The 13250-nt window shown below is 72.6% G+C and carries 12 protein-coding genes; 6 read left to right on the forward strand and 6 right to left on the reverse strand.

All coding sequences use genetic code 11. From position 1 onward, the window contains the following. Positions 1–160: 160 nt before the first annotated feature. The 3 genes from ACIG3E_RS27575 (at position 161) to ACIG3E_RS27585 (ending at position 3299) form a co-directional block, all read left to right on the forward strand. Entirely contained in the window at positions 161–1768 is a 1608-nt protein-coding gene (locus tag ACIG3E_RS27575; RefSeq protein WP_399621755.1) for an acyl-CoA synthetase, read from the forward strand. Positions 1769–1857: 89 nt separating this feature from the next. After that, positions 1858–2436, forward strand: a complete 579-nt coding sequence (locus ACIG3E_RS27580) for a carboxymuconolactone decarboxylase family protein (RefSeq protein ID WP_399621758.1) — start codon at positions 1858–1860, stop codon at positions 2434–2436. Beyond that, complete coding sequence (locus ACIG3E_RS27585) at positions 2433–3299, forward strand: RNA polymerase sigma-70 factor (RefSeq protein ID WP_399621761.1); 867 nt, start codon at positions 2433–2435, stop codon at positions 3297–3299. The genes ACIG3E_RS27580 and ACIG3E_RS27585 overlap by 4 nt, the downstream gene beginning before the upstream one ends. A gap of 37 nt (positions 3300–3336) precedes the next feature. Here ACIG3E_RS27585 and ACIG3E_RS27590 read toward each other — a convergent pair whose 3' ends face one another. Continuing rightward, complete coding sequence (locus ACIG3E_RS27590; RefSeq protein WP_399621763.1) at positions 3337–4341, reverse strand: MerR family transcriptional regulator; 1005 nt, start codon at positions 4339–4341, stop codon at positions 3337–3339. Between the two features lie 3 nt (positions 4342–4344). Next, positions 4345–5016, reverse strand: a complete 672-nt coding sequence (locus ACIG3E_RS27595; protein WP_399622220.1) for a HEAT repeat domain-containing protein — start codon at positions 5014–5016, stop codon at positions 4345–4347. A gap of 179 nt (positions 5017–5195) precedes the next feature. On the opposite strand from ACIG3E_RS27595, the gene ACIG3E_RS27600 reads away from it, so the two are divergent. Both ACIG3E_RS27600 and ACIG3E_RS27605 read left to right on the forward strand, forming a co-directional pair. Beyond that, a complete protein-coding gene (locus ACIG3E_RS27600; protein WP_399621765.1) occupies positions 5196–6242 on the forward strand; it encodes an LLM class flavin-dependent oxidoreductase in 1047 nt (348 codons plus the stop codon). 114 nt (positions 6243–6356) lie between these two features. Then, positions 6357–6575: a hypothetical protein gene (locus ACIG3E_RS27605; protein ID WP_399621768.1), complete on the forward strand. Its 219-nt coding sequence runs from the start codon at positions 6357–6359 to the stop codon at positions 6573–6575. Positions 6576–6593: 18 nt separating this feature from the next. Here the strand turns inward: ACIG3E_RS27605 and ACIG3E_RS27610 are convergent, their stop codons facing one another. The 4 genes from ACIG3E_RS27610 to ACIG3E_RS27625 form a co-directional block, all read right to left on the reverse strand. Beyond that, on the reverse strand, positions 6594–7202 hold the full coding sequence (locus ACIG3E_RS27610; RefSeq protein WP_399621771.1) for a cysteine hydrolase family protein: 609 nt from the start codon (positions 7200–7202) through the stop codon (positions 6594–6596). A gap of 181 nt (positions 7203–7383) precedes the next feature. After that, positions 7384–10050 carry a caspase family protein gene (locus ACIG3E_RS27615; protein ID WP_399621774.1) on the reverse strand — a complete coding sequence of 889 codons (2667 nt, stop codon included), beginning with the start codon at positions 10048–10050 and terminating at the stop codon, positions 7384–7386. Beyond that, a complete protein-coding gene (locus tag ACIG3E_RS27620; protein ID WP_399621777.1) occupies positions 10047–10409 on the reverse strand; it encodes a hypothetical protein in 363 nt (120 codons plus the stop codon). Before ACIG3E_RS27620 ends, ACIG3E_RS27615 begins: the two co-directional genes overlap by 4 nt. Positions 10410–10541: 132 nt before the next feature. Continuing rightward, positions 10542–11174, reverse strand: a complete 633-nt coding sequence (locus ACIG3E_RS27625; protein WP_399621779.1) for a chorismate mutase — start codon at positions 11172–11174, stop codon at positions 10542–10544. Positions 11175–11443: 269 nt separating this feature from the next. Here ACIG3E_RS27625 and ACIG3E_RS27630 point away from each other — a divergent pair, with 269 nt between their 5' ends. Next, positions 11444–13249 (forward strand): B12-binding domain-containing radical SAM protein, encoded by a 1806-nt coding sequence (locus ACIG3E_RS27630; protein ID WP_399621782.1) that lies wholly within the window; start codon positions 11444–11446, stop codon positions 13247–13249. The last annotated feature ends 1 nt before the right edge of the window (position 13250 follow it).

Genomic DNA, 13250 nt, shown 5'->3' on the forward strand with positions numbered 1-13250 from the left:
GTCATTCAGACCTGGAACAGGTTGCAGGAGGCGAGGTGCCAGTTCAATAGCATTCTGACACTCAGTCAGATTTCTTCCGCGCGGCCCCTTCCGCCTTCCGGGCCCCTCTGCTGTGATGACCGCCACACGGCACGTCACGGCGTCGGGGTCAGGAGGAGCGGTGGAGTACAACCTTGCCGACCTGTTCGAGTCAGTCGTCGACGCGGTGCCGGACCGCGAGGCGCTCGTGTATCTGGACCACCCCGGCACCGGGGCCGAGCGCCGCCTGACGTACGCGGAGCTCGACGCGGCCGCGAACCGCGTCGCCCACCACCTGATCGACAGCGGCCTCACCCCCGGCGAGCACCTCGGCCTGCACCTGTACAACGGCGTGGAGTACCTCCAGACGGTCCTCGGCTGCCTCAAGGCCCGCCTGGTGCCGGTGAACGTCAACTACCGCTACGTCGAAGAGGAGTTGGCCTATCTCTACCGGGACGCGGACCTGGCGGCGCTCGTCTTCGACGCCGAGTTCGCCGGGCGGGTGGCGGCGGCGCTCCCCCGCGCGCCCGGGCTGCGGCAGCTGATCCGGGTCGGCGGCCCCGCCGCGGCGGGGCCGCGGGCGGTGCCCTTCACCGAGGCGGAGGCGTCCGGCTCGCCCGCGCGCGGCTTCGCGCCGCGCTCCGCGGACGACCTGTTCATCATCTACACCGGCGGCACGACCGGCATGCCCAAGGGTGTGATGTGGCGCCAGGAGGACCTGTTCTTCTCCGGGCTCGGCGGCGGCGCGCCGACGGGCGAGCCGGTCACCCGGCCCGAGGAGGTGGCCGAGCGGGTGGCGGCCGGGGGCGACGGCCTCACGTTCTTCCCGACGCCTCCGCTCATGCACGGCACCTCGACGCTGACCGCCTTCATCTGCTTCCACTTCGGCCAACGCCTGGTCATCCACCGCAGGTTCGCCCCCGAGGAGGTGCTGCGCACCATCGAGCGCGAGCGGGTCACCAGCGTCTCCCTGGTGGGCGACGCGATGCTGCGTCCCCTGATCGACGCGCTGACCGGGCCCTGCGCGGGCACCGACCTCTCCTCCCTCTTCAGCGTCTCCTCCTCCGGCGCGATCATGTCGGAGACGGTCCGCGCCCAGTTCGCTGAGCTCGCCCCGAACGTCATGCTCCTCAACAACTTCGGCTCGTCCGAGTCGGGCTTCAACGGCACCGCCACGGACGACTCGGGCCCCGAGCGCGGCTTCCGCATCCAGGTCAACTCCCGTACGCAGGTGGTGGACCTGGTGACCCACGAGCCGGTCGCCGTCGGCGAGCCCGGCCGCATCGCCCAGCGCGGCCACGTCCCGCTCGGCTACTACAACGACCCCGTGAAGACCGCGGAGACCTTCTTCCAGCGCGGCGACGAGCGCTGGGTCCTGCTCGGCGACATGGCCACGGTCGACACCGAGGGCATCGTCACGGTCCTCGGCCGCGGCTCGCAGTGCATCAACACCGGCGGCGAGAAGGTGTACCCCGAAGAGGTCGAGCAGGCCCTCAAATCCCATCCCGACGTGTACGACGCGCTGGTCGCCGGGGTCCCGGACGAGCGCTGGGGCACCCGGGTCGCGGCCGTCGTCCAGCTCCGCCCCGGCGCCGCGCCGCTGGACCTGGGCGCCCTCCAGACCCACTGCCGCGCCCGTCTCGCGGGCTACAAGATCCCGCGCTCCGCGGTGTTCACCGACCACATCCAGCGCTCGCCCAGCGGCAAGGCGGACTATCGGTGGGCCCGGAAGGTGGCGGCGGAGGCCTGAGCCGGGGTGCCCCTGGGTGTCACATCCGCGCGCCCGGCGGTGTCTTCATGTCGAACAGCCGATCAGGCACTCGTACAAGGAGAACCGCCATGGCCCTGCGCATCCCGAAGGCCGAGCTCCCCGCCGAGCTCACCCGCAGCATGACCGACCAGCTCGGGGCCGTGCCCGAGAACGTCGAAGTCCTCTGGCACAGCCCCCAGGTCGCCCAGGACAACCTGGAGTTCGGCAGCAAGGTGGGCGCGTGGGGCGCGGCCGACGCGAGCCTCAAGTCATTCGCGCACATGGCCGTCGCGGCCCTCGTCGGGTGCAGCTGGTGCCTGGACGTCGGCTACTTCCAGGCGCACAACGCCGACCTGGACCTGGCCAAGGCGAGCCAGGTGCCGCGCTGGCGCGAGGCGGACGTCTTCACCCCCCTTGAGCAGGACGTCATGGAGTACGCCGAGGCCATGAGCAGCACGCCGCTCACCGTCACCGACGAGCTGTACGCGGGACTGCTGGGGCGGCTCGGCCCAGCGGCGATGGTCGAACTCACGGCGTTCATCGCCTTCGTCAACCTGGCGACCCGGGCCAACGTGGCGAACGGCGTCGAGTCACAGGGCTTCTCGTCCGCCTGCGAGATCCCCCTGGCGGCCCGTGCGCAGCCGTCCGGCGCGGCCTCCGCGTCATGAGCGACGACCCCTTCGTCACCCACCGCGGCCTGCTGTTCACCGTCGTCTACGAGATGCTCGGCTCGGCGGCCGACGCCGAGGACGTGTTGCAGGAGTCCTGGCTGCGGTGGGCCGACGCCGACCACGCGCGGGTGCGCGACCCCCGGGCCTACCTCGTCCGGCTCGTCACGCGCCAGGCCCTCAACCGGCTGCGCACGCTGTCCCGCAGCCGCGAGGACTACGTCGGCGAGTGGCTGCCGGAACCGCTCCTCACCAGCCCTGACGTCGCCGAGGACATCGAGCTCGCCGACAGCGTCTCCGTCGCCATGCTGACGGTCCTGGAGACGCTCGCGCCCACGGAGCGCGCGGTGTTCGTCCTGCGCGAGGTCTTCGCGATGCCGTACGGCGAGATCGCCGGGGCCGTCGGGAAGTCCCCGGCCGCGGTGCGGCAGATCGCGCGGCGGGCCCGCGAACACGTGGCGGCCCGACGCCCCCGGGTGCGGGTGAGCCGGTCGGAGCAGAGGGCCGTGGTGGACCGGTTCCTGGCCGCGCTGCGCACCGGGCACCTCCAGGAGCTGATGGAGGTCATGGCCCCGGACGTGGTCATGATCGCCGACGGCGGGGGCCTGGTCGCCGCCGCGCTGACCCCGATCCACGGGGCGGACGCGGTGGCGCCCCTGCTCGCCCGCGCCCACCGGGTGGTCACCGCGCTCGACGCGCGGCCGGTCTGGCTCAACGGCGCCCCCGCGGGCCGCGTCGCCTTCGACGGCGAACCCGCCGCGGTGAGCCTCGTGGTGGAACACGGCCGGGTCACCCGGATCTACGTGGTCCGCAACCCGCGGAAGCTGACGCGCCTGGACGAACTGGCCGAACTCACGCGGTAGGCGGGCGCCTTCCGCGCCGGTGCCGTGGCACGCGCCCTCACCGAGCGTCGCGCAGGCGCAACAGATACGCCGCGGTCACGGCCACGGCACGGTCCGCGTCGCGCGACAGCTCCACGAGGGCGTGGGAGGCCGTCTCTCCCGGGATGCCCGCCAGTGCCTGGGTCAGCCGTCCGCGTGCGGGCGCCGGGGTCTCCTCCTGCGCGAGGCGGTCGACGAGCGTGCTCGCGATCCGGTCCGCCGCCGCGGCATCGCTCGCCAGCACGCTCAGCGCGTCGGCCGCGTCCGTGTCGCGCCGCCCCTCCACGATCATGTCGATGAGCGTGGGGGCGGCGTCGGCCACGCCGGATGTCCCGAGGGCCAGTGCCGCGTATCCGCGCACCACGGCGTCGGAGCTCGCGAGGGCGTCGTGCAGCCGGGCCGCCGCCTCGTCGCCGGGCATCTCGGCGAGGCACTGGACGGCGCGTTCGCGCACCGCGGCCTCCGGTGCGGCGAGGGCCTCGGCCAGCAGCGCCGGGCCGTCGCCGCGCGAACGCGCCAGTGCCCACCGAAGAGCCCCGGCGACGTTCGGGTCGGCCTCGCTCAGTGCCGCTTCGACCAGGGCCTCCACCGGCACGGGCACCTCGTCGGCCGAGGAGAGGGCCGCCCGCTGGCGTACGTCGGCCCGCTTCGACGCCAGCGCCTGGAGCAGCGCGACGGCCTGGAGGACGCCCTCCCAGTCGGCGGGGTCGGCCGCGTCGATCCGGCGCAGCCGCGTGAGCAGCTCGGTCTGTGCCGCGATGCGCTCACGCGTCTGCCGGATGAGGTCGTCGACGAGCGCCGCGGGCGTGAAGCCGGGGTCGTCGAGCGCGCGTCCGATCTCGCGCAGCGAGAGCCCCAGCGACCGCAGGCTCTCGACATGGAAGATCCGCTGGACGTCCGCCCCGGAGTACTCCCGGTAGCCGGAGCCCGTACGGACCGAAGGGCGCACCAGACCGAGCGACTCGTAGTGCCGGAGCATGCGGGCACTGACTCCGGAGCGGCGCGCCACCTCACCGATCAACACGTCCTACCGTCCCTCCTGGCCGGGCCCCCCGAGGGCCACGACGCGCTTCGCCTCCTCGACCGCGAGCTCGAATCCGGCGTCGGGGTCGCGCAGCAGGCGTTCCGTGGCCAGCGCGTGCGTGCGCACGCGCGGGTCAGGGGCCATCGTCGCAGCCCGCAGCACCGGAACGATCACTTCCCCCAGCGCGGCGAGGGCCTGGCTGAGGCTCAGCCGCGTCTCCCGTCCACCCCGCCCGAGCTGCGTCGCCAACACCGTGGCCAGCGCGGACTCCTCGCCTTCGGGCACGAGCACGACCGCGGCCCGCCAGGCGCTCCGCGCCACCTCGTCGTCGCCGTCGCACAGCAGCGTCCGCGTGAGCGCGGGCCACGCCCGCCGATCTCCGATCTTGGACAGCGTGTGCAGCGCCTGGCTGCGCGCCTGCGGGCGCTCCGAACGTGTCTCGCGCAGCAGCGCGGGAAGCGTCACCGCCACCGGGTACCGGGTGAGCGCCCAGGTCAGCATGTCCCGGACGAAGAACTCGGGCTCGACCGCACACCGCTCGATGACCCGGTCCACGAAGCGGGGGTCGGGCGCCGTCCCCACCTCCAGCGCGGCCCGCAGCCGCACGGACGCCCGCCCGTCCTCCAGCCCCTGAACCGCCCGCGTCCCGTCCGCGTCCTGCCTCGTGACCGTCATCGAGACCACCTCCTGGACGAGCAGTGAAGACCTTGCCACGGTGTCAAGGTCAAACAGCACGCTCACAGGTGTCTGACGGGTCGGCGGGTGCGGGCCGTGCCCGGGCGCGCGATGTGTGGAAGCGGGCCGGGGTGGGAAGGCCACGTCAGCCACCTCACTCGACGGCGAGGAGAGCCGCCATGCGCACCGGCATCGTCATGACAGCGGGGCCGGGTGTGGAACACCTGGCCGCCCGCGCGGAGGAACTCGGCTTCGACAGCTTCTGGGTGTACGACACGCCGATGGTCCACGGCGACCCGTTCGTGAGCCTCGCCCTCTGCGCCAGGGCCACCCGCCGGATCAGGCTCGGCATCGGTGTCACCTCACCGGCACTGCGTTCCGCGCCCGCCGCGGCGGCGGCCGTCGCCAGCCTCAACGCCCTCGCCCCCGGCCGCGTCGTCTGCGGGGTCGGCACCGGCAACACGGCGCGCCGTACGCTCGGCATGCGGCCCACCAAGATGGCGGAGCTGGAGTCGTTCACGGCCGCCCTGCAGGACCTCACCGCGGGCCGCGAGTCGGACTACCGCGAGGGGACCCGGTCGAGCAGGGTGCGGTTCCTGCACGTCGGGCCGTACGTCGACACCGAGGCTCCGGTGGAGTTCGTCGTGGCCGCGTTCGGTCTGAAGGCCGCCGCGGTCGCCGGTCGGCTCGGCGCGGGAGTGATCTCCTTCGGGCTGCACGACCCCGCGGCCTGGTCGGCCCTCGGCCAGGCCCGGCGGGCGGCGGCGGGGGACGCGGGCAGTGCCGGGAAGGCCCGTTCGTACCTCATGTCCTCCCTGTACGTCCTCGCCGACGGCGAGGACCGCTACGGCGACGCGGTCAAGGACGCGGTGGGGCACATCGCGCTGAGCGCACTGATCCTCGGCGCGGAGAACCCCGCCTTCCGCGCGGGCCTCCCTCCGGAGGAGGCCGCGGCGGTCGACCGCCTGCTCCAGCTCCGCGGCACCACCCCCACCGATCCCCGGCGTCACCAGGCCCTCTACCGCAACTACCTGGGGCGGCTCGCCCCCGAGGACCGCGAGCTCATCGTGCCCTCCCTGGTGGACACGTTCGGCCTGGTCGGCACCAGGGACGAGGTCATCGAGCGGATCGACGCGCTGGAGAAGGCCGGGGTCGACGAGCTGGTGATCCAGCCCGTCGTGGACCCGGAGACGGACATGGCCGCGCTCGCCCGGCTGCTGGCCTGACCCCTCGGCGAGCGCGGCCGCCGATCGCTTGCCCGCCCTCCTGTCCCGGCGCGGCGTGACGGCCGCCGGGGAGCGGGCCATCGACCGGCGTCGCCCTCGCGCAGGGAGTGGATCATGCCCTTCAGGGCCCGGAACGCGTCCGGCTGCTCGGTCTCGGTCATCCCGGACAGCATTCTGACCTCGACGGCCCTGACCGCCGCAGTCGCACGACCGCACCTGACCGACCACCCGGCGGTAGGCCCTGGGCGACAGGCCGCCGCCCAGGGCCGGTCCATGCCGGAGATCTCGCCGTCGACCCAGGGCGGCGTGGAACCTGTCACGGGAGCACCGTAGACGGACTCCTCGCGAACCTCAGGGGGCGATTGCCGTGATCCACTCCTCTACGGTGAGCACGTCGAACCACTGCGGGAACAGTTTCTCCGTGAGGAATCGGTGTACTTCGGGGTCGAGGTCGAGGCAGGCGTCGCCGAGGACGGTGAGGTCGAGGTCCAGGTCGTTGCCTGCGCAGACGGTGTGGAGGACGACGCCGCTGGTGGCGATGCCGGTGAGGACGAGGCTGTTGATGTCGCGGGCCCGGAGGGCCAGGTCGAGGTCGCTGCCCGAGAAGGCGCTGCCGCGCCGCTTCGTGACGACGACGTCGCCCTCCTGAGGGGCGATGTCCGGGTGGATCTCGTTGCCGGGGTTGCCTTCCGTGAAGAGCCCGGCCTGCGCGACCGTGGTGACTATCTTGTTGCGCGGGCTCACCTCCGCCTTGTCCGCGCGCAAGCCCATCACGACGTAGATGACGGGGATGCCCGCGGCTCGGGCGCCGTCGATCGCCTTGCCCAGACGGGAGAGGTACTCCGAGCTGTCACCCGCCGCCACTCCGTCGTACGCGCCGACGGCGAACGCGCCTCTGCCGTGCGCGATGTCCACCACGTCTCGCTGAACGTCCATCACCAGAAGAGCACTGTTGGCCATGCGGGCCGTCCTTAGGTCATTGGGGAAGGGGAAGATCCGGTTTTCCACAGGGGCGTTGCGTGCACTCAAGCGCCGTGTACGGCTCAAGTGCCTTGTGCGGCACAGGTGTCAGGTGTGTCAGGTGTATTACATGCGGTACCGCGCCGCACGCGCCACCCGGATCACGCGGCTCCGCCGAAGGTCACCCCGTACGGCAGCGGTCGCTCTGACCGGACTCCGGGCCCGGTGCCGGTGCCGTCCCCGTCCAGGGGGCCGCGCCGCTCTCCCCCTGCCGCTCCGCCCGGGCGGCCCGCGAGGGGTGGGCGATGGCCCGGGTGGACGGGCCCTCCTCGGCGGCGCCGGGGTAGCGGGGCAGCTCGCGGGCCTTGTCCAGGAGGTCCCGGGCCAGCGCGTGGTTCTGCCGCGCCCATTCGATCTTCGCGGCCAGGCGGTAGGCGTAGTTGAGGCTGGCGGGGTCACCGGCCGTCTGGAACCGGGTGAGCGCGCGATGGGCGTGCTGGGCGGCCGCCGGGAGGTCGCCCGCCTTGCGCAGGGCCTCCGCCGCCGAGGCGTGGGCGTGGGCGGCGCCCTCCTCGTCGCTGTGGGCGGCGAGGAGCCCGGCGGCCTGGTCGGCCAGGCTCGCCGCGGCCGGGAACCGCCCGGCGAACGTGTGCAGCGCCGCCTGCCCGACGAGGCACTCGGCCAGGAGCTTGTCGTCCCCCGCCTCCTCGAAGCAGGCGTGGGCCTCGGCCTGGAACCGCATGGCGTCGTCGACGAGCCCGGAGACCAGGGCCCGCTCGGCGAGGTCCATCAGCCGATGGCCGAGATCGGCCGGGTCGGCCGTGCCGCCCGGCCGCTGCCGCGCGCTGGCGGCCGCCCGGCGCAGCTCGGCCGTCACCTCCTGCTGTACGGCGGCCACTTCGCGGGCGCGCTGCCGCTGGTCACCAGGCCCGTGCTCGCCGCCCAGGAGGGCGAGACAGCCCCGGGCGCGGGCGATGCCCCGGCCGTCGGCGCGGCCCGCCGCGTAGCGGTAGGCGGCTTCGGCCTCCTCCCTGGCCTCGTCGAGGCACCGCTCCTCGCGGAGGGCGTCGGCCACCTCGCAGGTCAGCTCGGTCGCCACGGTCCACCGGTCCCGGCGCGCCGCCCGCGCGGCCGCGCGCAGCTCGGGCAGGGCCGCGACGCGCCAGCCCCGGTCGGCGCCGCCCTCGCGCGTGACCTTCAGGCGCCGCCGCAGGTGCAGGTACAGCCAGGTGCGGCACAGGGTCTGCTCCTCGGCGCTGGTCTGCGAGTAGCTGCGGTAGAGGGCGTGGAACGCGTAGCGCCCGTCGCTGCGCTGGAGCAGCCCCGCGTCGACGAGTTCCTCCAGCATCAGCCCGCAGATCCCGGGCGGCATCCGGCTCAGGGCCGCCGCCGAGTGCCGGTCGAAGTCCGGCCCGGGGTGGCTGACGCAGGCGCGCAGGACGTGCCGCTGCCGCTCGTCGAGCGCCTCGTACGACATGGTGTACGCGGCGCGGACGCGGTCGTCGTCCCAGCGCAGGTGCTCCAGCGGCCGGTCCGACTCGCGCATGGCGTCCAGCATGAGGTCGGGTGGCGTGCGGCGAAGGCGGGCGGCGACGGAGTACAGGGCGAGCGGGAAGCAGCTCAGCATCCGGGCCATCTCGGCGAGTTCGGTGTCGTGCCCGGTCAGCCCGCACAGGTGCCGCATCATCTCGACCGCGTCCTGTAGGGCGAGCGGCGCGAGCGGATAGCGGCGGGTGCCGGGCCGCGCCTCGGTGAGCGAGGCGCGACTCGTGACCACGACGAGCGCGTCGGGAGAGGCCTCGACCGCCCGGGCCACTTCGGCGGCGTCCGTGACGTCGTCGAGGAGGACGACGGGGAAACCGGCCTCGGCGTGCCCCGGGCGGCGGCCGGTGAGCCGCTGGTGGAGCTCGGCGGCCAGGGCCGACTTGCCCACGCCCGGCGGCCCGTGGATGACGAGGAGCCCGGGCCCCTTGGCGGCGTCCTCGGCGAGCTCCCGCAGCTCGCGGTCGCGGCCGAACAGGCGCTCCGCCGGGGGCGGCTGCGGCGCCGCCGCGTTCCGGTGCTCCTCGGCCGGTGCCCGCTCGACGTAGGCACGATTGCGGAAGACGGCGATCCGCTCGCCGGAGTTGTGGGTGCCGAGCTGGGGGTGCTGGGGGTGCTGCCGCGCGCTCAGGCGCTGGTGCAGGCGCGCGTGGAGCGTGCCGAAGTCGAGCACGGGCCCGGCCTCGGGCACTCCCGTCCGGACCAGGTCGACCAAGGCGCCGGTGAAGGCGGACAGCTCGTCGCCGGGCGGCGCGTAGGCGAGCTCGGTGGCGGCGCTCGCGGTGAGCACGCAGACGCCGTCGATGTCGGCGGCCTGCTTCAGGAGCGCTTCGGGGTGGCTCATGCCTCCTTCGACGGCCGCGCCGCTGAAGCAACAGTCGAGCACCACGGCGCACTTCAGCCGGCGCTGGCGGTGGGCCGCGCGCACCTCGTCGCGGATGTAGGCGTACGGCAGCGATCGCCACATCTGCCGCTCGTTGGAGTCGTGCAGGGCCAGGTGGAGTTCGGTGGGCCGGTCGGGGTGGAGCAGGCCGTGCCCGGCGTAGTAGACGAAGAGGGTGTCGCTCGCCGCGCGCACCGCCTCGTCGATGGCCCGCATGACGTCACTGCCGGTGGCCTCGGGGCCGAGGACGCGGCAGCTGGCGGACGACAGGCCCCAGCCGACCTCGTCGCACAGGACCTCCCGGAGCGCGCTGATGTTGCGCTGCACCGCGGGCAGAGGGGACAGTCCTGCTTCCTCGGCGTAGGCGTGCACCCCGATCAGGACCGCTCGGGAGGACGTGTGGGCCGACAGGCGCACGGTCATGCTTCGGACTGCTGGCGCTCACGACGTGCCCGTACGGTGTCGAGCACGTCCTGGGCGGTTCCCTCCACCACCGTTCCGTCGTCCTCGATGACCCGCACCAGGGGTGGTTGGGCGCCGCGCGGGCGGCGCCAGGCGGCGACGGCCACGAGCAGCGAGAGGACGCCGACCGTGCTGTCGAAGACGGCGGTGACCATCTCCACGGCGCCCATCGCGCCGTCCGCGCCGGACGGTTCGGAAGGGGCGGTTCCTCTGGACTCGATCTCGATGCCCGACCGCGCCACGCCGGGGTCGCGCCGCAACCATCCGGCGAGCGCTCCCGCCCCTGCCGCGTCTCCCGCGTCAACCCACACTTCGCCCATGCACACTCCCCCACGCTCGGCTCACACCGGCCTCACAACAGCTGATCCCTCAGGGTCGCATTTTCCGTACGTGCTGGGGGAGGTGTATGCCGACGTGCATCCATTCAGGGGTGACTTCTCGCCACCGCTCGCTCATCCGCACACGGACGGCAAGGCTCTCCGCAGAGCTGTCGCGTGCACGGGGTCAAGGCCCTTCTCGTGCCGTACGTGCAGGGCGGCTGCCGTCAGCAGCCCGCCGCAGTACGGGGCGGTGCGCGCGGGCGTCGACGCGGCGAGGGCGCGGACGAGTTCTCCGTTGACGCGATTGATCTCCTCGCGGACCTTGCCGAGGTCGGGCCGCTCGGTGGGTGCGGTCGAGGGGGCGGCGTCCCACGTCCGGTGCAGGGCGCGCTGGACGAGCTTGTTCGCCTCGATCTGATCGCGGAAGACGCGCACGGTCGCCTCCGGGTTCCCGCCCGCTTCCTCCGCCTGGCGGGCCACGGCGTCCAGGACCTGCTGCTCACGGGCAGGGTCGTCGATGGGACTGCCCGTGCCGTACTTGGCCGCGGCGACGAGGTCGGCGGTGGCGAGGCGGTCGGCGGAGAGCGCGGCGACGGTGCGGAGTTGACCGTACGGGCCGGAGTGCACCGAGGCGCCGACGGCGGATGCCGTCCGCCCCGCGGGCGCGGGCGCGGCGGCGCTCCCGCCGAGGACGAGGACGGTGGCAGCGCCGCCGACGGCCAGCAGACGGCCGAGCCGGGAGACAGCGGGAGTGGCGAGGTGCATGGGGCCCCCTGGGTCGCTTTTCGCAGATCATCAAATCCTCGCAGACCAGTTGGACAAAGCCACATGCGCTGGTTCACGCCATTCGCCGCGGAACCCTGTCCTCACTGGGGGGAGACGGTCACGATCTGAACAAATTCTCCGTTCGAATCGGCCAGGTCAAGCGGACAGATCCAGCAGCCACGTCAAGAAGACGGATCAAGCGAACACGTCGATCGGACGGATCAAGCGAACTCACCGGTGACATCATTCCGCGGACAGATGGAGCGCTCATGACGCGTACCGATGCCCATGCGCCCGTGCTCATAGAGAAACCGTCCATCAAGTTCTCCAGTGCGCCCGAACGCGCCGCCCTGCGGCACCTGGGCAGACCCTCCCTGCGTACGTCGAAGTCGGGCACCCGGCGGCGCGCCAGCGGGGAGTCGCCCCGCGTGCTGCTCCTCGTCCCCTCGTACACCCGCGTCGTGGAGCCCTCCCCGCAAAGGAGCAGCTTCCGGGCGCTCGGCCTGGACACGTTCGAGGTCATGAAGCGGGCGGGCACACCGATCGGGCTGCTGCGCATCGCGGCGAACGCCCGCCTCTCCGGCTTCGACGTCCGCATCGTCGACTCGCCCTTCGCCGGGTGGGAGCAGGAGCGTCGGCTCGTGGACCTCGGGGGCGGCAGCACCTTGGTGCGCTACGGCCTCGACGACACGCAACTGCGGGCCGTCATCGAGGAGTTCGACCCCGATGTCGTCGGCGTCCAGTGCATCTACACCGTCCAGTGGGGCAACGCGCGCGCCCTCGCCGACCTGATCAAGGACATCTCCCCGGAGATCGTGACCGTCACCGGTGGCGCGCACCCCAGCGGCGACTGGCGGTACGCCGTGCCGGACTCCCCCTTCGACTACGTGGTCATCAACGAGGCGGACCAGACCTTCACCGCGCTCCTTCAGGCGCTGACCGAGCCGGAGGGTGACGTCGACGCCGTGCCGGGCGTCGCCTACCGGCGCGCCGACGGGTCCGTCGTGCGGACGACCGCCATGTCGCCGTACATGCGGATCCTGCCCAAGCGCCAGGGCCTCGACCAGCGGCTCGGCATGATGCCGCTGCCCGACTTCGGCATGCTGGACATGCGCCAGTACGAGCAGGCCTACCACTCCTCGGGCAAGCGGGTGCGCGACCGGGGCTCCTGGGCGCAGATCTTCTCGACCATCGGCTGCAACGTGGGCTGCGACTTCTGCTACATCCCGATGGTGAACGGGCCGTGGCGGGCGCTCGGGACCGACTGGTTCGATCTGCACCTGGCCGAGATACGCAAGCACGGCGTGACCGAGGTCCTCATCGAGGACGACCACTTGCTGCACGACCCGCTGTACGCGATGGAGACCTTCAAGCTGTTGCGCAAGCACGACCTGCCGTGGGTCGAGGAGGGCGGCCTGAGCCTGTTCAACCTCGTGCTGCTGCACCTGGGCGCCGAGTTCGCGGACGGCATGGACGAGGCCGAGCGGCGCAACCCCAACTTCCGCAACGTCCTCGCGGCGATGCGGGCCGGGCTCACCTGCCGGGACCTGATCAAGGCCATGGCCGACGGCGGCTGCTACAGCGTCTACCTCGCGGTGGAGAGTGCCAACGAGGACAGCCTCGTGGAGTCGGGCAAGCCCCGGCTCAACGCCTTCCAGAAGGCGACCGGGGACATCGTGGAGATGTTCACCGAGTACGGCATCCAGGTCACCGGCGGCTTCATGCTCGGGTTCGTCAACCCGCCCGAGCGACCCGGGGACGAGCCGTACATCGAGTCGCTGGAGCAGATCGAGAAGACCATCGACTACGCGGTCACGCTCATGGGCCACGGCATGGCCTACGCCAACCCCTTCATCGTCACGCCGCTGCCGGGCACGAAGATGTGGGACTTCCAGAAGGACTACGTCGTACGCCACTACGACAACGGCTGGTCGCACGAGAAGGGGACCATGGCCACCGACAAGTGGAGCGCGGAGGACATCGAGCGCGCGCGTCTGGAACTGCTCGTCCGGGCCAACGGCGCCGACAAGGTGGTGGAGATGGTCCGCCGGGGCACCTGGCCGGTGGACGCCTGAC

This window comes from Streptomyces sp. NPDC053474, from assembly GCF_044544845.1.
Classification (GTDB): Bacteria; Actinomycetota; Actinomycetes; order Streptomycetales; family Streptomycetaceae; genus Streptomyces.